The 22,726-nt window shown below is 70.0% G+C and carries 20 protein-coding genes and 3 tRNA genes; 6 read left to right on the forward strand and 17 right to left on the reverse strand.

Annotated features, from left to right (window positions below; genetic code table 11):
* Positions 1 to 49: 49 nt before the first annotated feature.
* The 3 genes from JOL79_RS05675 to leuC are packed head-to-tail and all read right to left on the reverse strand — an operon-like array spanning position 50 to position 2,294.
* On the reverse strand, positions 50 to 310 hold the full coding sequence (locus tag JOL79_RS05675) for an SCO5555 family protein (RefSeq protein ID WP_210154568.1): 261 nt from the start codon (positions 308 to 310) through the stop codon (positions 50 to 52).
* Complete coding sequence (gene leuD, locus JOL79_RS05680; RefSeq protein ID WP_210154569.1) at positions 289 to 876, reverse strand: 3-isopropylmalate dehydratase small subunit; 588 nt, start codon at positions 874 to 876, stop codon at positions 289 to 291. The genes JOL79_RS05675 and leuD overlap by 22 nt, the downstream gene beginning before the upstream one ends.
* A gap of 32 nt (positions 877 to 908) precedes the next feature.
* Entirely contained in the window at positions 909 to 2,294 is a 1,386-nt protein-coding gene (leuC, locus tag JOL79_RS05685; protein ID WP_210154570.1) for a 3-isopropylmalate dehydratase large subunit, read from the reverse strand.
* A 135-nt stretch (positions 2,295 to 2,429) separates the two neighbouring features.
* Here leuC and JOL79_RS05690 point away from each other — a divergent pair, with 135 nt between their 5' ends.
* On the forward strand, positions 2,430 to 3,146 hold the full coding sequence (locus JOL79_RS05690; RefSeq protein ID WP_210154571.1) for an IclR family transcriptional regulator: 717 nt from the start codon (positions 2,430 to 2,432) through the stop codon (positions 3,144 to 3,146).
* A gap of 102 nt (positions 3,147 to 3,248) precedes the next feature.
* Complete coding sequence (locus tag JOL79_RS05695; protein WP_210154572.1) at positions 3,249 to 4,952, forward strand: hypothetical protein; 1,704 nt, start codon at positions 3,249 to 3,251, stop codon at positions 4,950 to 4,952.
* 100 nt (positions 4,953 to 5,052) lie between these two features.
* On the opposite strand, the gene JOL79_RS05700 is transcribed toward JOL79_RS05695, so the two are convergent.
* From JOL79_RS05700 to JOL79_RS05725, 6 genes are all read right to left on the reverse strand, one after another.
* The gene (locus tag JOL79_RS05700) at positions 5,053 to 6,003 is read right to left on the reverse strand and encodes an LLM class flavin-dependent oxidoreductase (protein ID WP_210154573.1); all 951 of its coding nucleotides are present in this window, start codon (positions 6,001 to 6,003) and stop codon (positions 5,053 to 5,055) included.
* A 110-nt stretch (positions 6,004 to 6,113) separates the two neighbouring features.
* Positions 6,114 to 7,091 carry an NAD-dependent epimerase/dehydratase family protein gene (locus JOL79_RS05705; protein ID WP_210154574.1) on the reverse strand — a complete coding sequence of 326 codons (978 nt, stop codon included), beginning with the start codon at positions 7,089 to 7,091 and terminating at the stop codon, positions 6,114 to 6,116.
* On the reverse strand, positions 7,088 to 7,525 hold the full coding sequence (locus JOL79_RS05710) for a MerR family transcriptional regulator (RefSeq protein ID WP_210154575.1): 438 nt from the start codon (positions 7,523 to 7,525) through the stop codon (positions 7,088 to 7,090). The genes JOL79_RS05705 and JOL79_RS05710 overlap by 4 nt, the downstream gene beginning before the upstream one ends.
* Positions 7,526 to 7,894: 369 nt before the next feature.
* Positions 7,895 to 7,967, reverse strand: a tRNA-Glu gene (locus tag JOL79_RS05715).
* Between the two features lie 10 nt (positions 7,968 to 7,977).
* Positions 7,978 to 8,053, reverse strand: a tRNA-Glu gene (locus JOL79_RS05720).
* A gap of 50 nt (positions 8,054 to 8,103) precedes the next feature.
* Positions 8,104 to 8,175, reverse strand: a tRNA-Gln gene (locus JOL79_RS05725).
* Between the two features lie 163 nt (positions 8,176 to 8,338).
* Between JOL79_RS05725 and JOL79_RS05730 the strand changes: the two genes are divergently transcribed.
* On the forward strand, positions 8,339 to 10,321 hold the full coding sequence (locus JOL79_RS05730; protein WP_210154576.1) for a M3 family metallopeptidase: 1,983 nt from the start codon (positions 8,339 to 8,341) through the stop codon (positions 10,319 to 10,321).
* Positions 10,322 to 10,505: 184 nt separating this feature from the next.
* On the opposite strand, the gene gltX is transcribed toward JOL79_RS05730, so the two are convergent.
* Both gltX and JOL79_RS05740 read right to left on the reverse strand, forming a co-directional pair.
* Complete coding sequence (gene gltX, locus JOL79_RS05735; protein ID WP_230984352.1) at positions 10,506 to 11,834, reverse strand: glutamate--tRNA ligase; 1,329 nt, start codon at positions 11,832 to 11,834, stop codon at positions 10,506 to 10,508.
* 28 nt (positions 11,835 to 11,862) lie between these two features.
* Complete coding sequence (locus JOL79_RS05740; RefSeq protein ID WP_210154578.1) at positions 11,863 to 12,633, reverse strand: fumarylacetoacetate hydrolase family protein; 771 nt, start codon at positions 12,631 to 12,633, stop codon at positions 11,863 to 11,865.
* A 159-nt stretch (positions 12,634 to 12,792) separates the two neighbouring features.
* Here JOL79_RS05740 and JOL79_RS05745 point away from each other — a divergent pair, with 159 nt between their 5' ends.
* Both JOL79_RS05745 and JOL79_RS05750 read left to right on the forward strand, forming a co-directional pair.
* A complete protein-coding gene (locus tag JOL79_RS05745) occupies positions 12,793 to 13,176 on the forward strand; it encodes an antibiotic biosynthesis monooxygenase family protein (protein WP_210154579.1) in 384 nt (127 codons plus the stop codon).
* Positions 13,177 to 13,262: 86 nt separating this feature from the next.
* Positions 13,263 to 14,933 (forward strand): heparinase II/III domain-containing protein, encoded by a 1,671-nt coding sequence (locus JOL79_RS05750; protein WP_210154580.1) that lies wholly within the window; start codon positions 13,263 to 13,265, stop codon positions 14,931 to 14,933.
* A gap of 159 nt (positions 14,934 to 15,092) precedes the next feature.
* On the opposite strand, the gene JOL79_RS05755 is transcribed toward JOL79_RS05750, so the two are convergent.
* The 4 genes from JOL79_RS05755 to cimA form a co-directional block, all read right to left on the reverse strand.
* Positions 15,093 to 15,743 (reverse strand): DivIVA domain-containing protein, encoded by a 651-nt coding sequence (locus tag JOL79_RS05755; protein WP_210154581.1) that lies wholly within the window; start codon positions 15,741 to 15,743, stop codon positions 15,093 to 15,095.
* Positions 15,740 to 16,861 carry a globin domain-containing protein gene (locus JOL79_RS05760; protein ID WP_210154582.1) on the reverse strand — a complete coding sequence of 374 codons (1,122 nt, stop codon included), beginning with the start codon at positions 16,859 to 16,861 and terminating at the stop codon, positions 15,740 to 15,742. Before JOL79_RS05760 ends, JOL79_RS05755 begins: the two co-directional genes overlap by 4 nt.
* Before the next feature lies 1 nt (position 16,862).
* Complete coding sequence (locus JOL79_RS05765) at positions 16,863 to 17,246, reverse strand: group I truncated hemoglobin (RefSeq protein ID WP_210154583.1); 384 nt, start codon at positions 17,244 to 17,246, stop codon at positions 16,863 to 16,865.
* A 498-nt stretch (positions 17,247 to 17,744) separates the two neighbouring features.
* Positions 17,745 to 19,319: a citramalate synthase gene (cimA, locus tag JOL79_RS05770; protein ID WP_210154584.1), complete on the reverse strand. Its 1,575-nt coding sequence runs from the start codon at positions 19,317 to 19,319 to the stop codon at positions 17,745 to 17,747.
* A gap of 262 nt (positions 19,320 to 19,581) precedes the next feature.
* Here cimA and JOL79_RS05775 point away from each other — a divergent pair, with 262 nt between their 5' ends.
* Positions 19,582 to 20,232 carry an O-methyltransferase gene (locus tag JOL79_RS05775; RefSeq protein ID WP_210154585.1) on the forward strand — a complete coding sequence of 217 codons (651 nt, stop codon included), beginning with the start codon at positions 19,582 to 19,584 and terminating at the stop codon, positions 20,230 to 20,232.
* A gap of 98 nt (positions 20,233 to 20,330) precedes the next feature.
* On the opposite strand, the gene JOL79_RS05780 is transcribed toward JOL79_RS05775, so the two are convergent.
* Complete coding sequence (locus JOL79_RS05780; RefSeq protein ID WP_210154586.1) at positions 20,331 to 21,422, reverse strand: branched-chain amino acid aminotransferase; 1,092 nt, start codon at positions 21,420 to 21,422, stop codon at positions 20,331 to 20,333.
* Positions 21,423 to 21,567: 145 nt separating this feature from the next.
* Positions 21,568 to 22,614 carry a 3-isopropylmalate dehydrogenase gene (locus JOL79_RS05785; RefSeq protein ID WP_210154587.1) on the reverse strand — a complete coding sequence of 349 codons (1,047 nt, stop codon included), beginning with the start codon at positions 22,612 to 22,614 and terminating at the stop codon, positions 21,568 to 21,570.
* Positions 22,615 to 22,726 lie beyond the last annotated feature (112 nt).

Here is a 22,726-nt window from a genome sequence, read left to right on the forward strand (position 1 = left end):
GGTTTCCTCCCCCTTACGCGCTTGAAATTAGGGGACGAGGTCGCGGGACTCAATCACCGGGGGGCATGTTTCGCCTGCTCGGCGTGTCGGATGTGCCGTCCAGACAGGCGATGAAGGTGTCCAGCCGGGCGGCCGCATGGGCTATGTCCCGCTTTGCCACGTCAGAGATGGCGAGCAGCCGGCGCGTCAGGCGAACTCGCTCCTCCTGTGGTAAGGCTAACGCCCTGACGCGGCGATGCGCATCACGCAGTCGCCGCGCCAGCAGGACATCCAGGATCTGATCTTCGTTCAGACAGTCGTCGGCAGCCATGGCTGCCGCCCATTCTCGTACTCGCCGATCGCGTCGGCGTGACGCAGGGTCAGCCCGATGTCGTCGAGGCCCTCCAGCAGCCGCCACCGGGTGTAGTCGTCGATCTCGAACGAGACCTCGATGTCACCGGCCCGGACCTGCCGGCTCTCCAGGTCGACGGTGATCTCCAGAGCGGGGTCGGACTCGGCGGCGGACTGCAGCCGCTCGACGACCTCCTCCGGAAGCACGACCGGCAGCAGGCCCATCTTCGTGGAGTTGTTGCGGAAGATGTCGCCGAACCGCGAGGAGATCACGACGCGGAAGCCGTACTGCTGGAGCGCCCAGACGGCGTGCTCACGGGACGAGCCGGTGCCGAAGTCGGGGCCGGAGACGAGGATCGTCGCCCCGGCGTAGGCGGGGTCGTTCAGGACGAAGGACGGGTCCTCGCGCCAGGCGGCGAACAGGCCCCGCTCGAAGCCGGTGCGGCTGACCTGCTTGAGCCAGACGGCCGGGATGATCTGGTCGGTGTCCACGTTGCTGCGGCGCAGCGGCACCGCGCGGCCGGTGTGAGTGGTGAAGGCATCCATGATGATTTTTCCCTCGGACAGGTCGGTTCGGGTCACAGATCGGCGGGAGCGGTCAGCCTGCCGGTGACGGCGGTCGCCGCCGCGACCTGCGGGGACACCAGATGGGTGCGGCCGCCCTTGCCCTGGCGGCCCTCGAAATTGCGGTTGGAGGTCGAGGCGCTGCGCTCGCCGGGCTTGAGCGTGTCCGGGTTCATGCCGAGGCACATCGAGCACCCCGCCTCGCGCCACTCGGCCCCGGCGGCCTTGAACACCTCGTGCAGGCCCTCGGCCTCGGCGGCCTTCTTGACCTGCATCGACCCCGGCACGACGAGGGTGCGGGTGACCACCTTGCGCCCCCGCACGATCTCGGCCGCGGCACGCAGGTCCTCCAGGCGGCCGTTGGTGCACGAGCCGACGAACACGGTGTCCACCTGGATGTCCCGGAGCGGTGTGCCCGCGGTCAGGCCCATGTATTCCAGGGCCCGCTCGGCGGCCGACCGCTGCACCGGGTCCGCGAAGTCCCCGGGGGACGGCACGACGGAGCCCAGCGGCGCGCCCTGGCCCGGGTTCGTGCCCCAGGTCACGAACGGCGTCAGGGTCGAGGCGTCGATCGTCACGACGGTGTCGAACTCGGCGTCGTCGTCGGTGCGCAGGCTCTTCCAGTACTCCACGGCCTGGTCCCAGGCGGCGCCCGTGGGCGCGTGCGGCCGGCCGCGCAGGTATTCGAAGGTGGTCTCGTCCGGCGCGATCATTCCGGCGCGGGCGCCGGCTTCGATCGACATGTTGCAGACGGTCATCCGGCCCTCCATGGAGAGCTTGCGGATCGCCTCGCCGCGGTACTCCACGATGTGACCCTGGCCGCCGCCCGTGCCGATCTTGGCGATGATGGCCAGGATCAGGTCCTTCGCCGTGACGCCGACCGGCAGCTCGCCCTCGACCTCGATCGCCATCGTCTTCGGCCGGTACGCCGGCAGGGTCTGGGTGGCGAGCACGTGCTCGACCTCGGAGGTGCCGATGCCGAAGGCGATGCCGCCGAACGCGCCGTGCGTCGAGGTGTGCGAGTCGCCGCAGACGATCGTCATGCCGGGCTGCGTCAGCCCGAACTGCGGGCCGATGATGTGCACCACGCCCTGTCCGGCGTCGCCCATCGGGTGCAGCCGGACGCCGAACTCCGCGGCGTTCTTGCGCAGGGTCTCGACCTGCGCGCGCGAGACCGGGTCGGAGATCGGGCCGAGCACGGTCGGGACGTTGTGATCCTCGGTGGCGATGGTGAGGTCGGGACGCCGCACCGTCCGGCCGCTGAGACGCAGGCCGTCGAACGCCTGCGGGCTCGTCACCTCATGGATGAGGTGCAGGTCGATGTAGAGCAGGTCGGGCTCGCCCTCGGCACGGCGTACGACGTGCTGCTCCCAGACTTTCTCTGCCAGTGTGCGACCCATCGGTGTGACGCCTCCTTGCGTTCGACCCCCGGATGTCTCTCATCATGAGACAGGAATATCGGGATATGGACACTGTACTTGCCTGATTACCGGTTTGCGTTTGCATCTCGCATTGCGAGACGGCAGTATCGGCCTATGGACAACTCTAGCGGGGTCGGAGTACTCGACAAGGCGGTTCTCGTACTCAACGCCCTGGAGGCGGGCCCCGCTTCCCTGGCACAGCTCGTTCAGGCGACCGGTCTGGCCAGGCCGACGGCCCATCGGCTGGCGGTGGCGCTGGAGCATCACCGCATCGTCTCCCGTGACACCCAGGGACGTTTCATTCTGGGACCGCGGCTGTCGGAGCTGTCCACCGCCGCCGGAGAGGACCGGCTGCTCGCCGTGGCCGGTCCGGTCCTCATCCAGCTCCGCGACCTCACCGGGGAGAGCGCCCAGCTCTACCGGAGGCAGGGGGACGAGCGGGTGTGCGTGGCCGCCGCGGAGCGGGCCAGCGGCCTGCGGGACACCGTCCCGGTCGGCTCCGCCCTGCCCATGACCGCGGGCTCGGCGGCGCAGATCCTGCTCGCCTGGGAGGAACCGGACCGCCTGCACCGCGGCCTGCGGGGCGCGAAGTTCACCGCCGCGACCCTGGCGAGCGTGCGCAGGAGGGGCTGGGCGCACAGCGTCGGCGAGCGCGAGCAGGGGGTGGCCAGCGTCTCCGCCCCGATACGGGGCACGGGCGGCAAGGTCATCGCTGCCGTCTCGGTCTCCGGCCCCATCGAGCGGCTCACCCGTACGCCCGGCCGGATGCACGCCGCGCCGGTGGTCGCGGCGGCGGAGCGGATCACGGAGGCCATGCGCCGGGCCAACTGAGGATGAAACGTTCCTCACCTGGGGGTGAAGACGGAAGAATCCCGGACGCACAGCTGGCGTAACTGATTAGAGGCTGTGTCCCATTAGCCCTAGGCTGGCGGGGTGACAGATCGCATCGACACGGCCGCCGCTGAGCTGCGTCCTCTGCTCCAAGAATTCATCCTCTGGGCGCCGGAGAACGCATCCGGCGGCGATCCCGATCTGGTGGGCCCGGTCGCCCTGTGGCACCGCCTGATCGCCCGTACCGACGTCGGGCTGTGGAAGCGCGGCGATCTGCGTACCGTGCTGCTGGAGCGCATACCGCAGGTCGTGGAGGACGCCGAGGCCGCCGCCGAGGGGATGGTGGCCGCCGTCCGGGCGTATCTGACGTTCCTGTCGTCGACCGGACGGCTGTCGCCCGGCTCCGACCCGCTCCCCCGGCTCCTCGCCGAGCTCGACGAGATCGAGGACGACTTCCTCGACGCGATGGACGACATCATCACCGAACGCGAGTGGGACGAGGAGGACGAGCTCGACGACGAGGAGGACGAGGGCGACAGCCTCGGCGACTTCGAGCCGTTCGCCGACGAGATCGCCGCTCTGCCGACGATCCGGCTGCGCCCCGACGCCGAGCTCGCCGACGCCGCCAGGCAGACGACGCTGATCGCCCAGGCGCGCGACCTCTCCGTCTGGGTGGGCACGGGACGCAAGGTCGGGGAGCAGACGCTCCTCAGCGACGACGAGGTGGCCGACGCGGTGCGGGCGCTCGGCCTGCCCGACGCCGGCAACATCTGGAATCTCTGGAACCTCGCCATCGACCTGGAGTTCCTCGCGCCCGACGGGTCGGACACCGTCAGCGTCGACGCCGACACCGCCGCCTGGCCGTACGACGACGACGAGGACGTGCTGGACGTCTGGATGCTCGGCCTTCACTCGATCGACTACGGCGACCCCGAGCTCGACGACGACGATCTCACGCTGGCGCTGTCCGGCCTCACCCGCGCGCTGCTCATCCGCCTGCTGCTCGCCGGCGGCTCGCGGTCGCTCGCGGAGCTGCGTGACGAGCTGGCCGAGGCGGTGGCCGAATATGACGATCTCGGTACGGACGCCTGGGCCGCGGCGGGCGACCCGCTGGCCCCCGTGACCGCCTGGCTGACCGGATACGGCATGGTCACCGTCGCGGGCGACGTCGTGTCGCTCACGCCGCTCGGCACCGAGGGGCTCGTCCACCTGCTCGACGATCTTGACATCGAGGTGGACGCCCGCCCGGCCATCGACGCGATGACCGCCTTCGACCTGCTGTCGTTCAGCGCGGACATGTCGGAGGAGGAGGCGGACGAGGAGTTCGCCGCGTGGCTCGCGCAGCGCGAGCCCTCCAAGGCGGCCGTGGAGCTGCTGGAGGCCGCCGCGGAGGAGGAGTCCGACGCGCTGGTGCGGGTCCAGGCGGCCAGCCTGGTGGGCTCGCTCGGCGAGGCTGCCGTGCCCGCGTGGCTGGAGGCGCTGAAGGAGCCGTCGCTGCGGCCGTACGCGGCGACCCACCTGACCCAGCTCGAGGTCGAGGACGCCCCCGAGCCGACCCAGGCGGACACCCACTGGCTGATCCTCGACATGTGGACGATCTCGGCGGGGCTCGGCAATCAGGAGTTCGTGAGCAGCCTGTACGACATCGGCCCGGCGCAGACGCTCATCGGGCTCCTCGACGTGATCTGGAAGGTCCACCACCCGCATCTGGAGGAGCTTCTCGAGGCCATCTCGGAGCAGCATCCGGACAAGCAGGTCGTCAAGGCCGCCAAGCGGGCCCTGTTCAAGGCCCGGTCGGGGCGGTAGCCGCCCGTTCGTACCGCCCTGTACAGCCGCCCTTGTATGGATAGCCCTGTATGGCCCCGTACGGCCGCCCCGCCTCCACGCGGGGCGGCCGTTCGCCTGTTCAGCGGTCACTCGTGCCGAGCGGCCGGATCAGCTCCGCGACCCGGTCGAGCTGGTCGCGCTGCTCCCGCAGGTCGAGTGCGCCCAGGCGGACGACGATGTGGCGCGCCCCGGCCGCGACGTAACGCCGAAGGCCCGCGAGCACCTGCTCGGCCGTGCCGGTGACGACCGCCTGGATCCGCTCCAGCTCCTCCAGCGGCATGCCGTAGGTGGTCCGCGCGTACGCGTCGAGCGCCCGCCGGCCGCCTTCGGGGCCGTCGTCGATCCGTACGGACACGAACAGGGCCGGGGTGACGTCCTCGGCTCGCCTGCCCGCCTCGGCCGCCGCCTGCCGTACGCCGAGGAGACCGGCCGCGTAGTCGGCCGGGTCGGGCGGATAGGGCAGCCAGCCGTCGTAGTGCCGCCCGGTGCGGACCAGCGCGGCAGGTGTGGCGCCGCCGAGCCAGATCGGCGGGCCGCCGGGCCGGTACGGCCGGGTGGCGGGCGGAACGTCATCGAAATGCAGGATCTCGCCGTGGAAGGAGGTCTCGCCCTTCCACAGGGCGCGCCAGAGCGCCACCGTCTCGTCCAGACGGGCGAAGCGCCGTTCCCACGGCACCTCCGACAGCGTGTAGAACGGCCGTCCGAACCGGCCCGGGAATCCGGCGCCGACCGCGACCGCGAGCCGGCCGCCGCTGAGCAGGTCGATCGACGCGAGCGCCTGCGCGGCCTGGATCGGGCGGCGCAGGAACGGAAGGAGCGCGCCGGTCCCCAGGGTGACGTACTCGGTCGCCGGGGCGAGCGCCGCCAGCATGGTCAGCGCCTCGATACGAGGGCTGATCAGGGAGTCGTTGACGAAGAGCGAGGAGAAACCCGCGGCCTCGGCCCGGCGGCCGAAGGCGACGAGCTCACGGGGATCGCCGTCGGCGCCCCACTGGGCGGTTCCGGTCGGTAGAAGCACACCGATGTCCATGCCGGCCGATGCTCATGAACGGCGCCGCTGACGGCAATTCCTCCAGGGGAATGGCCGGGACTCCGGCTCGTTGGAACTGGCGCGGCGGCGTCCCCGCGCCTCGGGCGATCTCAGCGTTCCGCCTCCAGCAGGCCGAGGGCCAGCAGGCTCTCCGCCGTCTGCACGATCGTCGTATCGACGGGGCGCGGACGCCACCCGAGCCACTCGCGGGCCCTGTCGTTGTGGATGATCGGTCGCGGCGGGTCGTCGCCCGTGGCCTGCCTCGTGGGAACGCGCGCCGCGAGCGGCCCGAGCCGCCGGCTCAGGGTCTCGGCCACCTCCAGGAAGCTCAGCGCCGGGCTGTCGGCGACGGCCAGGAAGCGCCTGCCCGCGGCCTCGGGCGCGGCCATGGCGCGGATGTGCAGATCGGCCACGTCACGCACGTCGACGACTCCGAAACGGCGGCGGGGCACGACGCTCATCGTTCCGTCGAGCATCGCCTTGATCAGCTGCGTCGAGGAGCGCAGCGCTGTCGTCAGGGTGGGCCCGAGGATGAACGTCGGGTTGACCACGACGAGTTCCGTACCGCCGCCGTCGCGCTCCATCAGGTCCCACGCGGCTCGTTCGGCGATCGCCTTGGAGCGCGGGTAGGGCTCCAGCCCCGGTGTGTCGGGATCGGTCCAGTCGTCCTCGGTGAACTCGCTGCCCGGCTTGGGCGTGTATCCGACCGCGGCGAACGACGAGGTGAGCACGACGCGCCGGGCGCCCGCGTCGCGCGCGGCCCGCAGGACGCGCAGCGTGCCCTCCCGAGCGGGGACGATCAGCTCGTCGGGATCCGTGGGCTGGACGGCCGGGATGGGTGAGGCGACGTGATGGACCTCGTCACAGCCGGCTGCCGCGGCGGCCCAGCCGTCGTCGGACGTCAGATCCGCGGCGACGATCTCCAGTCCGGCGTCGTCGGCTCCGCCGCGACGCACCGCCGCGCGCAGATCGGCCGCACCGGCCGTCGAGCGCAAGGTGGCGCGCACCTGCCGCCCTCCCCGCAGCAGCGCGGCGATCAGCTGCGTTCCCACGTAGCCCGATCCACCGGTGACCAGAACCTGACTCATCGAAGCTCCCCCAGTCGCTCGATCGCGTCCTCGATCCGCCGCGTGGCCTCGGCCTCCGCGGCGCTGTCGCCGCGGTCGCGGGCGTCCCACAGCGCCGCCTTCTCGCGCAGGTAGGCGAGCCGCGCCCGCTGGGCGACGATCTCGGCCTCGATGCGCTCCGCGTGACGCAGCAGCAGATCGCGCTGCTCGGCCGCCGCCGCCCGGCCGCGCGCGCGATTGGCGAGGTAGGCGCGCATGTCGTCGATGCCGACGCCGACCGCGCGCAGGCAGGCCAGCGCCCCAAGAGTATGAAGGTCGTCCGCGTGGTAACGGCGATGCCCGCTGCGTTCGTCGCGGTCGATCGGGCCGACCAGCCCGATCTGTTCGTAGTAGCGCAGCGTCGGCTCGCTCAGCCCAATGCGCCGGGATATGTCCTGGATGGTGAAGGCTGTCATGCCAGGCAGCAGACCACACCTCAAGCGCTTGAAGTCAAGCGCGGGGGCTGGGCCGGATTCCCGCCCGCGCGGCGGGCCATGAACAGGGCGCGGCGTCCCGTAACGGCGAGAACCCCCGGACCTGGGGGGCCGAAGGTTCCTCGCGGATCTTGCAAACCGGCCGGATTCCCGCCCGCGCGGCGGGCCATGAACAGGGCGCGGCGTCCCGTAACGGCGAGAACCCCCGGACCTGGGGGCCGAGGGTTCCTCGCGGATCTTGCAAACCGGCCGGATTCCCGCCCGCGCGGCGGGCCATGAACAGGGCGCGGCGTCCCGTAACGGCGAGAACCCCCGGACCTGGGGGCCGAGGGTTCTTTGAGGATCTACTTGTAGCCCCGACCGGATTCGAACCGGCGCTACCGCCTTGAGAGGGCGGCGTCCTAGGCCACTAGACGACGGAGCCGAGTGCAGTGTGGTAGTCCCGAGCGGATTCGAACCGCCGTTACCGCCTTGAGAGGGCGGCGTCCTAGGCCACTAGACGACGGGACCATGCACTGCGTGATGTTGCTATCCAGCAGAATCCCTTGGGGGGGATCCAGCTGGGGTACCAGGACTCGAACCTAGACTAACGGAGCCAGAATCCGTCGGGCTGCCAATTACCCCATACCCCATCTGCTTGCGGGACCCGTCGGTCTCGCTCGCGACTTCGGAAAGGATAGCCCAGCTTGGGACCCACCACCAAAACGATTGCCGCGTGCCCCCGGAATCTGCTCGGACGGTCTTGTCTGTGCGACGCTGTGACGAGCCCCCGCACCAGGTGAGGAGCCTCGTGACATGGTTTCGCCCCGCAATCCCTTCTTCAGCCCCAGCACCCTGCCGTACGGGCTCCCCGCCTTCGCGGAGATCGAGGACGAGCACTACGGGCCGGCCTTCGAGCGTGGCATGGCCGAGCATCTGGCCGAGATCGAGGCGATAGCCGGCGATCCCGAGCCGCCGACGTTCGAGAACACGATCGAGGCCCTGGAACGGTCTGGAGCGCTGCTGGAGCGGGTGGCGACCGTGTTCTTCAACCAGGCGTCCTCCGACACGACTCCGGCCATCCAGGAGATCCAGAAGGAGGTCACCCCGAAGCTGGCCGCGCACTCCGACGCCGTCCGTCTCAATCCCGCGCTGTTCGCCCGGATCAAGGCGGTGGAGGCGGCCGGCGAGGAGCAGCGGTGGCTGCTCGACCGCTACCTGACGGACTTCGTCCGGGCCGGGGCGGAGCTGGGCCCGGCGGACCAGGAGCGCCTGAGGGAGATCAACGAGCGGCTCTCGGCGCTCGGGACGGACTTTCAGCAACGGCTCCTCTCCGACACGAACGCCCGCGCGGTCGAGGTGGACGACGCCGCCGAGCTCACCGGTCTGCCGGAGGACGCGGTACGGGCCCTCGCGGACACGGCCAGGGAGCGCGGCCTGCAGGAGGGCAGACACCTCATCACTCTGGTGCTCCCCACGGCCCAGCCGGTGCTCGCCCAGCTGGAAAGCCGTTCGCTGCGGGAGCGCGTCCACACGGCGTCGACGGGCCGCGGGGCGGACAACGCCGGCCTGATCAGGGAGATGGCCGTTCTGCGGCGCGAAAGGGCGCGGCTGCTGGGGTACGCGAACCACGCGGAGTACGTCCTGGCCGACCAGACGGCGGGCACCACGGCGGCGGTGACCGAGATGCTCAACCGGCTGGTGCCGGCGGCCGTGGCGAACGCCGGCAAGGAGCAGGCCGACCTGGAGGCGCTCGCCGGCCACGCCGTACAACCCTGGGACTGGGCGTTCTACGCGGAGCGGGTGCGAAGGGAGCGTTTCGACGTCGACGGCGCCCTCCTGCGGCCCTACTTCGAGCTGAACACGGTGCTGGAGAAGGGCGTTTTCCACGCCGCGACCCGCCTCTACGGCATCACCTTCACCGAACGGCCGGACCTGCGCGCCCATCACCCTGACGCGCGGGTCTTCGAGGTGTTCGAGGAGGACGGCACGCCGCTCGGCCTGTTCGTCGGCGACTACCACGCCCGCGCGTCGAAGCGGGGCGGGGCCTGGATGAACAGCCTGGTCAAGCAGTCGGCGCTGGAGGGCACCCGCCCGGTCGTGGTCAACAATCTCAACATCGTCAAGGGCGACCCGACCCTGTTGACCTTCGACGAGGTCAACACCATGTTCCACGAGTTCGGCCACGCCCTGCACGGGCTGTTCTCCGACGTCCGCTACCCGCGCTTCTCCGGTACGGCGGTGCCCCGCGACTTCGTCGAGTATCCGTCCCAGGTCAACGAGATGTGGGCGACCCATCCGGAGATCCTGGCGAACTACGCGCGGCATCACGAGACCGGCGAGCCGATGCCGCAGGAGCTCGTCGACCGCATGCTGGAGGCCGAGAAGTTCAACCAGGGTTTCGCCACGGTGGAGTATCTGGCGGCCACGCTGCTCGACTGGGCCTGGCACACGACCTACGCGGGTGAGGACCCCGAGGAGTTCGAGCGGACGGCGCTCAAGGAGGCCGGGGTGGATCTGCCCGCCATCCCGCCCCGCTACCGCAGCGGCTACTTCGCCCACATCTGGGCGGGCGGCTACAGCGCCGGCTACTACTCCTACATCTGGAGCGAGGTCCTCGACGCCGACACGGTCGAGTGGTTCGGCGAGAACGGCGGCCTGCGCCGGGAGAACGGTGACCGTTTCCGCCGGGAACTGCTGTCGAAGGGCGGCAGTGTGGACGCGATGGCCGCGTTCCGGGAGTTCCGGGGCGGGGAGCCGGAGATCACGCCGTTGCTCGCGCGCCGCGGCCTGCTGTAGGGCGACCGGTCTGCTCGGCCGCCCGAAGGGCCGCCGACACGGCTGCCCGCACAGCCGCCGCACAACTGCCCGCACAACTGCCCAGGCGGCCGCTCACACGGCGGCCCGCGCGGGCTCGGCCCGGCCCCCGCCTCGGCGCCCCTGATTGCGCCTCGTGACGGCGGGGGCCGCGCCTCCCGGCCGGTCAGCCGAGCTTGGCGAGAGCCGTACGGACCCGGTCGAGGGAACGCTCGCGCCCGAGGACCTCGATCGACTCGAACAGCGGCAGGCCGACGGTCCGGCCGGTGATCGCCACCCGGACGGGGGCCTGCGCCTTGCCCAGCTTGAGCCCGTGTGCGGCCCCGACCTCCTCCAGAGCCTCCTTCAGCGACTCCGGATCCCAGCTCACGGTCGCCAGCCGATCGGCGTACCCGCTGAGGATGTCGGCGGCGCCCGGCTTCATCGCCTTGTCCCAGGAAGGCTGGTCGAAGACGGGCTGGTCGAGGAAGAGGAAGTCGACGTTGGCCCGCACCTCGGACAGCACGGCGATCCGGGTCTGGACGAGCCCGGCCACCCGGCCGAACACCTCCCGGTCCCAGGCGGGGTCGAGCCAGGACTCGCAGCGCGCGACGAAGACCTCCGGCGGCAGGGCCCTGATGTACTCGCCGTTGAAGGCCCGCAGCTTCTTCTCGTCGAAGAAGGCGGGGGACGGGTTCACGTCCTCCAGCCGGAACAGCGGCATCATCTCCGCCCACGGCATGATCTCCCGGTCGTCGCCGGGGCCCCAGCCGAGGAGCATGAGGTAGTTGACCATCGCCTCCGGGAGGTAGCCCTCCTCGCGATAGGACTCCAGCGCCACCTTGTCGCGGCGCTTGGACAGCTTCTGCCGCTTCTCGTTGACGATCACCGGCACGTGGGCCCACACCGGAGGACGGGTGTCCAGCGCCTCCCACAGCAGCTGCTGCTTGGGCGTGTTGGAGAGGTGCTCCTCGGCCCGGATCACGTGGGTGATCCGCATCTCCATGTCGTCGACCACGTTCGCGAGGATGAACAGCGGCGAGCCGTCGGCACGGACGATGACGAAGTCTTCCATCGCGGAGTTGGGGAACTCCACCCGGCCGCGGACCCTGTCGTCCACGACCGTCACGCCCTCGTCCGGGGTGCGGAAGCGGATGGCGCCCTCGGAGAGCCCGAGATCACGGCAGTGGCCGTCGTAGCCCTGGTATTCGGAGCCCGTCCGGGTCTTCACGTCGTCCCTGGTGCACGTGCAGTGGTAGGCCCGGCCGTCCTTGATCAGTTTGGCCGCCGCCTCGCGGTGCTGCTGCTCGTAGGCCGACTGGAAGTAGGGCCCCTCGAAGTGAGGGGAGGCACCGTCGATGCCGATCCAGGCCAGGGCCGAGATGATGCCCTCGGTCCACTCCGGCCGGTTGCGCGCCGCGTCCGTGTCTTCGATGCGCAGCACGAACGTGCCGCCGGACTGTTCGGCGACGGCCCAGTTGAACAGCGCGGAGCGAGCGCCGCCGACATGGAACATGCCGGTGGGCGAAGGGGCGAAGCGCACCCTAATCACGTGAGATCACCCGGTTAGTAAGAGTTCCGATTCCTTCGATGCCGACGCCGACCTCGTCGCCCACCTGCATGGGCCCGACCCCGGCGGGCGTGCCGGTCAGGATGACGTCCCCCGGCAGCAGCGTCATGACCGCGCTGATGTACGCCACGAGCTCGGGGACGCCGTGGAGCAACAGGGAGGTGCGGGCGCTCTGCCTGAGCTCCCCGTTCAGCGTCGTGGTGATGGCGAGGTCGGCGGGGTCGAGCGACGTCTCGATCCAGGGCCCGAGCGGGCAGAACGTGTCAAAGCTCTTGCCCCTGGTCCACTGCACGTCCTTCTGCTGCACGTCGCGGGCGGTGACATCGTTGGCGCAGGTGTAGCCGAAGATCACATCGTGCGCGCGCTCGACCGGCACGTCGCGGCACAGCCGGCCGATGACCACGGCCAGCTCTCCTTCGAAGTCCACCCGGCTGGACAGCTTCTCCGGATAGGCGATGGGCTCGCCCGGCCCGATCACCGATGTGCTCGGCTTGAGGAAGATGGTCGGCTCCTCCGGCGGCTCGCCGCCCATCTCCCTCGCGTGGTCGGCGTAGTTCTTGCCGATACACACGATCTTGCTGGGCAGCATGGGGGCGAGCATCCGGACCTCCGCCACCGGGAACCGCTCACCGGTGACCTCCACCCCGCCGAAGGGGTGACCGTCGATCCTGGCGATGACCTCGCCGCCGTCTTCAACCGCCCCGAACGCGACCCCGTCGCCCTTCGAGAACCTCGCGATACGCACGTGACGAGCCTAGCCGGGACGGCCCCGTGTTCGCGTTCGCCCGGGCCGCCTGTGGACAACGCGGCGCGGCGCCTACCGGGGATCCGGCGCAGGTCCGCCGTAAGGTGGGTCGTGGTGGCCGTCCGGTCACGCCGGTGAGCGAGTCGTGCGGGAGTCCATGTGCCTTCGATCGTGAAGATCAACGTGCTTGCGGTGCCCGAGCAGATGCGCCAGGAACTGGAGCGGCGCTTCGCCAACCGGGCCGGGATGGTCGAGTCGTCCGACGGGTTCGAGTGGTTCGAGCTGCTGCGGCCGGTGGAGGGGACCGACCGCTACCTCGTCTACACCCGCTGGCGCAGCGAGGAGGACTTCCAGCGCTGGCAGCGGAGCCAGGCGTTCCAGGCCGGTCACGCCCAGGCCGCCGAAGGGGCCGCCCAGGGGACCGGCCACGGACACGGCCAGGGGCAGGGACATGGCCAGGGGCACGGGCACGGCGGCCCGGCCGCCTCGGGCTCCGAGCTGTGGTCGTTCGAGGTCGTGGAGTCCGTGGGGCCGCGCGAGTGACCAGGGTGACATGCGGGACTTGACGGGATCAGCGTGATTCCGGCAGCATGTCCCGCCCCCTGAATCATGGTTCGAAAGGAACCGGCGTGCGCCGCCGCACCTCCGCTCTCGGTCTGCTGGCCGTCCTGCTGCTGACCGAGCTGTTCAGCGCCCCCGCGCGGGCCGCCACCGGCCCCGTCCACACGCCCGAGTGCCAGGGTGACTGGCTCCCGGCCACGCCCACGTCCCCCGACGTCATGGACGGCAAGCTGTCGTTCCTGGGGCTTCCGGCGGTCACCGTCGGCAAGAACGTCAACTGGCGGATGGATCCGTACAAGAACAGGTCCTGGGAGATGGTGTTCCAGTCGCTGCGCTGGATGGGCCGCCTGGTCGCCGACTACGAGTCGACGGGCAAGGACGCCTACCTCGACCGGGCCGTGGAGATCGCCCACGACTGGGTCGCCGACAACCCGCTCGGCGGGCGCACCACCAGCAAGTACGCGTGGGCGGAGCACCCGATCGCGCTGCGCGCCCCGGCTCTCGTGTGCCTGAGCCGGCACGTGTCCGCCGACTGGCTGACCAGAAGCCTCGCCCTGCACGCGAAGCTGCTGTCGGATCCGCGCAAGTACGAGGCCGGGCACAACCACGGCCTCGACCAGGACATCGGCCTGCTCCGCATCGGCTGCAGGTATCACAACAAGGGCTGGCAGAACCTGGCGCTGAGCCGCATGGTGAAGTCGGCCAAGCTGGACATCGACGCTCAGGGCGCGCTGCGCGAGCAGGCCCCCCGTTACGCGATGTACGTGTACGACCGGCTCGGGGTGGCGGTCGACACGATCAAGGACTGCGGGCGCGCGGTGCCCGCCGATCTCGCCACCCGGTGGAGGCATCTGCCCGAGCACATCAGCGCCGCGACCCAGCCCAACGGCTACATGGTGCCCCTCGGCGACGGCCCGGCCGACGTGCAGCCCGCCAGCTTCCCGCACAGCGACAGGACGGTGCAGGTCTTCGACGGCGGTTACGTGTTCGGGCGGACGGCCTGGGGTGACGCCCAGTCGGCCTACTACTCGATCCGCTTCGGGCCCGGTCAGAAGTTCCACGGCCACGAAGACCACCTGGGCGTCACCTATTACGCGCAGGGCCGCTCGATCCTGACCGAGGCCGGCTTCCACTCCTACGAGAACACCCCGTACCGGCGGTGGACGCTCACCCCCGAGGCGCACAACGTGCCGGTGATCGTCGGGCGGAGGCTCCGCCCGCACACCGCCACGGCCCTCACCCGCGAGTCGATCCACAAGGACCGGCAGACGTTCACCCTGACCGACCGGGCGTACGGCGTGCGCAGGACGCGGTCGGTGCTGGTCAACCACCATCGGGACGTGATGGCGGTGCTCGACACCGCCGCCGCCCCGCTGCGCGACCTGTGGCACTTCGACCCCTCGCTGAAGGTGGTCTCCAACGCCAAGGGCACGATCGTCGTCGCGGACGGCGACTGGCGGGCCACGCTCGTCCAGCTGTCACCGGCCACGTGCGCCCCCGCCCGCGGCCAGCAGGTGGTCAGTGGGCGGACCGGCCCCTACCAGGGGTGGATCTCCCCCGGCTACATGCGGAAGACGGCCGCGCCCGCCGTCGTCTCTCCCACGGCGAAGGCGCTGCTCACCATCGTCGTGCCGGGCACGGACGATCCGGCCGTCACCTGTTCGGGCCACACCGTCACGGTCCACTCCCCCGGCGGCCCCGTCACCCTGCACACGAGCGCCTCGGGCAGCCTCAGCTAGCGGACCGGAGATCCCACTGCCGGTTCGGCCTCCCCGTGATCGGGGCGGCCGTTCCGGCTGCGGGCCCGGTGCGGGAGGCCGGGCCCGGTCAGCGGAGTCTGTGGCGTCAGAGAATCAGTGACATCAGTGACATCAGTGACGCCGGGGACGTCACTGGAGTCAGTGGAGGACGGACGTCGAGCCGTTGACCATCTGGTGGCCCTTGTCGGGCAGCGCGCCGAGCTTGTCCACCTCCTGCGCGAGCCCTTCGAGGACGGCGCGCAACTGCACCTGGGTGACGTCGGCGAAGGTCCGCAGGTAGGCGATGCGCCGCTCCAGCTCTTCGGCCTCGGCCGACTGCACGCCGGGCCCGGACCGGTAGGCGCCGACCGCCTGGTTGGCGGCCTCCTCCGCCTGGCGCTGCGCCTCCTGGAGGATCTGCTCGTACTGCTGGCGGGCCTCCCCGACGATCCGCCTGGCGTAGTCTTCCGCCTCCGCGATCTGGGCGTCCGCCGTCTGCTGGGCGCGGGACAGGATGTTGATGGCGTCGACGCTGAGGTGCGCCTGCGGCGCGCCGGCGTTGTCCATGTTGACGCCGTGTTCCTTGTACCACTGCTTCATCCGGTCGACGCTCGCGCGCAGTTCGGCCTTCTCCCGGTCACCGGCCGCGATGTCCTCGGCGAGGCGGTAGAGGAACGTCCGCACCTCGTCCTCGTTGTAGCCGCGCTTCCCGAAGCTGGTGCGGGAGAAGTCCTGCTTCCGCACCCGGTCCGGGGTGAGCGGCTGGCGGTCGCGCAGTGGGCGGTCTCCCCAGGGGACCTCTGTCGTCATGACTCCCGACCTCTGTCGCTCGTGAACTCGTCGAAGTGGATCTGCTCGGGCGGCACGCCTGCGTCCAGCAGCCGCGCGACGGTGGCCTGCACCATCTGCTCGGAGCCGCACACGAAGACGTCCTGGCCGCGCCACGCCTGCAGGGCGGCGTCCACCGCGTAGGCCCGGGTGCCCCGATAGAGGGGATCATGTGAGGCGACGGGATACAGATTGAGCCAGGGATGCTCGGCGTCCATCTTGGCCAGGGCCTCCATGTCGTACAGCTCACGGCCGCTCCTGGCGCCCACCACAAGGTCGACCGTACGCGGGGGGCCGTCGTACATCACCTGTTCGACCAGTGCCTTGAGCGGGGCGAGGCCGGTGCCGCCGGCGACGAGGAGCAGGTTGTTCCGGCTGTCCTTGGAGAGGGTGAGCCGGTCGCCCACCGGTGCGCCGACCCGGAGGATGTCCCCGTGCCGCGCGCCGTGGACGAGGGCCGTGCTGAGCGTGCCGCCGTCCACGACCCGCACATGCAGGTCGACGGTGTTGTCCTGACGCGGAGCGTTGGCGAAGGAGTAGTACCGCCAGATCCGCGGGCGCCTCGCGTAGGAGACGGACGCCGACTGCCCCGGAAGGAAGGGGTACTGGTAGTTGAGCCGCACCCGGATGACGGCGACCCCCAGCGCGCGGATCTCGTGGTTGACGATCTCGCCCTCCCACCAGGGGGGCGCGGTCTTCGACGACTCGTTGGCCGCCTCCGTCATGACCTGGGCCACCAGGTTGTACGCCTGCGCCCAGTCGTGGGCGAGGGCGGGGGTCCAGCCCTCGCCCAGGAAGTGTTCGAGAGTGGCGAGCAGCGCCCGGCCGACCGCCGGGTAGTGGTCGGCCGTGACGGCGAACTTACGGTGGTCGCGACCGAGCTGCTGGAGGAACGGGACCAGTTCCTCCACTCGGTCGACGTTGCTGACGATGTGCCCGAGCGCGCCCACGAGCCGGTCGCGCTGGCGGGCCATCGAGACCGGGAACAGGTCCCGGGTCTCGGGATTCACCAGGAACAGGGCCGAGTAGAAGTACAGCGGCACCTGATCGCCCGACCGGGTTACCAGGTGCCAGCTGTCCTTCAGTGCTTGGACGTCCAACTTAGTCGGCCGCCTCGACGGGCTCGGCGACGATGGACGACTGCACCGTGCTCAGGGTGAGCGCCACGTGCTGCAGGATCTCGTCGCCGACACCACCGTCCCGCAGCAGGGTGAGGAGGATGTCGCCGACCTTCGCGTAGTGCTGGGCGGTGATGCCGAGGCCCGCGTGCGCCGCCCCCAGGTCGCGGCCCTCGTACGTCTCGGAGCCGCCGAGGACGGAGCACAGCAGCATGACCATGTGCCGCTTGAGCTGAGGAATGTTCACATCGGTGAAGTACGGCGCCAGATCGCCGTCCGCGAGCACGAGCGTGTAAAAGCGATCCACGACGTCGCGGACGACCGGCGCGCCACCGATCTGGTCGTAATAGGACGGCGAGGTTGTCACAGACCCTCCTCATCAGGCATGCGCCGCGCCGTGCTATTGACAGTGGGGGGAAAGATCTCCAACTGCGTTCCGTCACGACGTCGGGCATGCGGGAGTGATGGCTCATTGCGATCAAAATCCGGCCCGGCCGCGGCTCGGAGGACGGCGGTCCGGCGCACCCCGCGAAAGGCGCGGGACGCGTACAGGTGCGTCGTTCTTCCGTCACCCTCCGCCGAGCCAGAACGAATACCGAGACCCGCGGACCGCGCCAGGACCCTGGTACGCCGTCGGTCTCTCGGAGCTCCGCCTATCTAAGCACCAATTACACCCTCTGTCTAAGAAACCCCAGGTATTCCGTAAGTCTTTTTTCTCCGAAGACGCCGCCGCCCGCCCCCTCCGTCGTACGGATCGTTCCCGTACGTCGGAGGGGGCGGGCGGCGAAGAAACCGGGGTCCTCGGCGGGTTCTCGGGGACCTGTCAGTGGGCCTGTCAGTGGGCCTGTCAGCGGGGCCCGGCGGGTCAGGCGCCGTGCCCCGCGCGCAGCAGCCCGTACGTGACGGCCTGCTCCAGCGCGCCCCAGGACGCCTGGATGATGTTCTCGTCGACACCCACAGTGGCCCATTCGCCGGTGGCGTCGCTGGACGTGATGAGCACCCGGGTGACGGCGTCCGTTCCGTGGGTCCCCTCAAGGATGCGGACCTTGAAGTCGATGAGCTCCACCTCGGCCAGCTCGGGGTAGAGCTTCTCCAGGGCCACGCGTACGGCCTTGTCGAGGGCGTTGACCGGGCCGTTCCCCTCACCGGTCGCCACGATCCGCTCGCCCTTGGCGTGGAGCTTCACCGTGGCCTCGCTGACCACGTCGCCTCCGGGCCGGCGCTCGACGATCACCCGCCACGACTCGACCGAGAAGTGCCGGCGGCTCTCCCCTCCGACCATGTCACGCAGCAGCAGCTCGAAGGAGGCGTCCGCGGCGTCGAACGTGTACCCCCGGGACTCCAGCTCCTTGACCCGCTCGACCAGTTCCCGGGACTGCTCGGCCGTGAGGTCGTAGCCCAGCTCGCGGCCCTTGAGCTCCACGGACGCCCGCCCGGCCATGTCGGAGACCAGCATCCGCATGTCGTTCCCCACCTGAGCGGGGTCGATGTGCTGGTAGAGGTTCGGGTCCACCTTGATCGCGGAGGCGTGCAGCCCGGCCTTGTGCGCGAACGCCGACGTCCCGACATAAGGCTGGTGGGAGTTGGGTGTGACGTTGGTGACCTCGGTGATCGCGTGCGCGACCCGGGTCATCTCCCGCAGGGCGTGCGTGGGAACGAGGTCGAAGCCCCGCTTCAGCTGGAGGTTCGCCACCACCGTGAAGAGATTGGCATTGCCCGAGCGCTCGCCGTACCCGTTGGCGCATCCCTGCACGTGGGTCGCGCCCGCGGTGACCGCGGCGAGCGTGTTCGCCACCGCGCAGCCCGTGTCGTCGTGGCAGTGGATGCCGATCCTGGCCTGCGTGCCGACCGCCGCGTGCACGACCTCGGCCAGCTCGTCGGGGAGCATGCCCCCGTTGGTGTCGCAGAGCGCGATCACCGAGGCGCCCGCCTCCGTCGCCGTACGGATGACCTCCAGGGCGTACGCCGGATTGGAGCGGTAGCCATCGAAGAAGTGCTCGGCGTCGAGGAAGACTCGCTGGCCCTCCGCACGCAGGTGGGAGACCGTGTCGCGGATCATCGCGAGGTTCTCCTCCAGTGTGGTGCGGAGGGCCAGCTCCACGTGCCGGTCGTGGCTTTTGGCCACAAGGGTCACGACCGGCGCACCCGAGTCGCGCAGGGCGGCCACCAGCGGATCGTCGGCGGCCTTCACCCCGGCCCGGCGGGTCGCGCCGAACGCGGCGAGCTGCGCGTGCTTCAGGTCGAGCTCGGTACGGGCCCGCCGGAAGAACTCGGTGTCCTTGGGATTGGCGCCCGGCCATCCGCCCTCGATGAAGCCGACGCCGAGTCCGTCCAGGTGACGGGCGATGGCCAGCTTGTCGGCCACGGAGAGGTTGAGCCCCTCCTGCTGCGCCCCGTCGCGGAGCGTGGTGTCGTACACGTGAAAGCCGTCGTCGCCCATTTGTGAGTCTCCTTCGCGGATATCGGTATCGCCGCGCGCCCATCAGCCCAAATAAAAAGACCCCTCACGGACGTGAGAGGTCTGCGCGTCGGCGATGTCCTTCAGCCGACGCGCCTGCCGATAATGAGCAGACCGTAAAGCATGGTGACACGCAGTCTGCCACATCACTCCACCATCTGGCACATCGATCTCGGAATCCGAGATGCGGCGTGCCGCCCGGCGAGGCCCGCGAACCTGGGAGAGCCGATCTAAGGTGGACCCCATGAAGGGTGCTTTCATCGCTCACGACGTGGCCGAATACGCCTCCGCCCACACCACTCCGCCCGACGACCTCCTGGCGAGCCTCGCGGAGGAGACGCGGAGGCAGACCGGAGACCGCTCCGGCATGCAGATCATCCCGGAACAGGGCGTCCTGCTCACGATGCTCGTCCAGCTCGCGGGCGCGCGGCGGGCCGTGGAGGTCGGCACCTTCACCGGATACTCCTCGATCTGCGTCGCCAGAGGACTCCCGGAAGACGGCCGCCTGCTGGCCTGCGACGTCAGCGAGGAGTGGACCTCGATCGCCCGCCGCTACTGGGACAAGGCCGGCCTGACCGGGAAGATCGAGCTCCGCCTGGGCCCCGCGGCGGACACCCTTCGGGCGCTTCCCGAGGAGGAGCTCTTCGACTTCGCCTTCATCGACGCCGACAAGCCGGCGTACCCCGTCTACTACGAGGAGATCCTCCGGCGGCTCGCCCCCGGCGGACTGATCACGGTGGACAACACCCTGCAGAGCGGGCGGATCGCCGACCCCTCCGCCGAGGGAAACGTGCCGGCGATGCGGGCGTTCAACGATCTCGTGGCGGCCGACTCGCGGGTGACCACGGTCCTGCTCCCCTTCGCCGACGGCCTGACGCTCATCCGGAAGAACTGAGCGCGCCCACTGCCTGCCGGAACCGTGGACGGCGGACCTGAGACCCCTTGGACGGCTGATCCCAAGGGGTCTTTTCTCTGGCCCCGGTCCCGTCGGAACTAGCAGACCTTGTGCACCCAGTTGTGCGTGTCGGGACGGGCGCCGTACTGGATACCGACGAGTTCCTCCCTGATCCTGCGGGTGACCGGGCCGGTGCCGCCGTCGCCGACGACCCACTCGCGGTCGGAGCCCTTGACCGCGCCCACCGGCGTCACGACCGCCGCGGTGCCGCAGGCGAAGACTTCCGTCAGCTCACCCGTCTCACAACCGGCCTGCCACTCCTCGATCGAGATCTTCCCCTCTTCCGCCCGCAGGCCGAGTTCCTCGGCCAGGCTGAGGATCGAGTCCCGGGTGATGCCGGGCAGCAGCGTCCCGGTGAGCGCCGGGGTGAGGAGACGATCACCGAAGACGAAGAAGAGGTTCATGCCGCCCATCTCCTCCACCCAGCGGTGCTCGAAGGCGTCGAGCCAGACCACCTGGTCGCAGCCCTGCTCCACGGCCTGGCGCTGCGCGACGAAGGCCGCCGCGTAGTTGCCGCCGCACTTGGCGAAGCCGGTGCCGCCGGGCGCCGCACGGGTGTACTCGGTGGACAGCCAGACCGTGACCGGCTTCAGCCCGCTGGTGAAGTACGACGCGGCGGGCGAGGCGATGACCATGTAGCGGTAGGTGCCCGAGGGGTGGTTCACCCCCAGCCCGACCTGGGTGGCGATCATGAAGGGCCGCAGGTAGAGGCTGTGTCCCTCCGTCGTCGGCACCCAGTCACGATCGGTGCGGACAAGCAGGTCGAGCGACTCCACGAACACGTCCTCGGGCAACTCGGGCATGGCCATCCGCGCCGCGGACTGGTTGAACCTCGCCGCGTTGGCGTGCGGCCGGAACGAGACGATCGACCCGTTGGTCTGCCGGTACGCCTTGAGGCCCTCGAACAGCTCCTGCGCGTAGTGGAAGACGGCCGTCGCGGGGTCGAGGACCAGCGGGGCGTACGGCTCAAGGCGCGCGTCGTGCCAGCCGCGTCCCTCGGTCCAGTCGACGGCGATCATGTGATCGGTGAAGGTCTGCCCGAAACCGGGGCTCGCCAGCACCTGCTCCCGCTCGGCCGCGCTGCGGGCCCGCTCGTTGAGGTGCACATCGAAGCTGAGGTGGGTGGTCATCGCGAGCATCCTTCTTTCTACGTCGTCACAGTCATTGTGCGACGAATGTGCTATGGGAAAACTAGGGCATTCGACAGGTATGAAAAAGCGCATGGCGGCCCGTGATGGGCCGCCATGCGCTGTGGTAGGTGAGTAGCGGCCCGGATCAGCCGGCTACTCGGGCGGTGATGTCGTCGCCGATCTCCCGGGTGGTCCGTCCGCTCCAACCGCTCTGGCGCTCCAGGAGGTCGTCGGCGACGGCCTGCTCAACTCGTTCCGCCGCCTCGGACAGGCCGAGGTGGTCGAGGAGCATGGCGACCGAGAGGATGGTGGCGGTCGGGTCGGCCTTACCCTGGCCCGCGATGTCGGGGGCGCTGCCGTGGACGGGCTCGAACATGGAGGGCGCCGTCCGCTCCGGGTTGACGTTGCCGCTGGCCGCGAGTCCGATGCCACCCGCGACCGCCGCGCCGATGTCCGTGAGGATGTCGCCGAACAGGTTGTCGGTCACGATCACGTCGAACCTGGCGGGCTGGTTGACGAAGAACATCGAGGCCGCGTCGACGTGGCAGTAGTCGGTCTCCACCTCGGGGTATTCCAGGCTGAGGCGGTCGACCGTACGGGCCCACAGGTCACCGGCGTAGGTCAGCACGTTGGTCTTGTGCACGAGCGTCAGCTTCCGGCGGGGCCGGCTGAGCGCCTTCTCGAACGCGTAGCGGACGACACGCTCAACCCCGTAGGCGGTGTTCAGCGACTCCTGCGTGGCGATCTCGTGCTCGGTGCCGCGGCGCATCACGCCACCCGCTCCGGCGTACGGGCCCTCGGTGCCCTCGCGGACGACGATCATGTCGATGTCCTCGGGGCTGACGCCCCCGAGCGGGGTGGCGACGCCGGGGAAGAGCTTGACCGGGCGGAGGTTCACGTAGTGGTCGAGCTCGAACCTGAGCTTGAGCAGCAGGTCACGCTCCAGCACCCCCGGCGGGACGCTCGGGTGACCGACAGCGCCGAGCAGGATGGCGTCGTATCCTCGCAGCTCGTCGAGCACGTCGTCGGGAAGCGTCTCGCCGCTCAGGTTGTAGCGCCTCGCACCGAGGTCGTATTCGGTCGTCTCGACCTTGACGCCCACGGCGTTCAGCACCTTGAGGCCCTCGGTCACGACCTCGGTCCCGATTCCGTCGCCAGGGATGACCGCCAGGCGGATGTTGCTCGACTCCATGCGAGTACCTTACCCGTTGTCTCGGTGCTTGAGCACCGGTCTCACTATTCGGTCGCCACGGGCTCGGTCAACGCTGGGGGATGCCGCCGTTGTCACGGCGGTCGAGGGCGAT

This window comes from Microbispora oryzae, from assembly GCF_017896165.1.
Classification (GTDB): Bacteria; Actinomycetota; Actinomycetes; order Streptosporangiales; family Streptosporangiaceae; genus Microbispora; species Microbispora oryzae.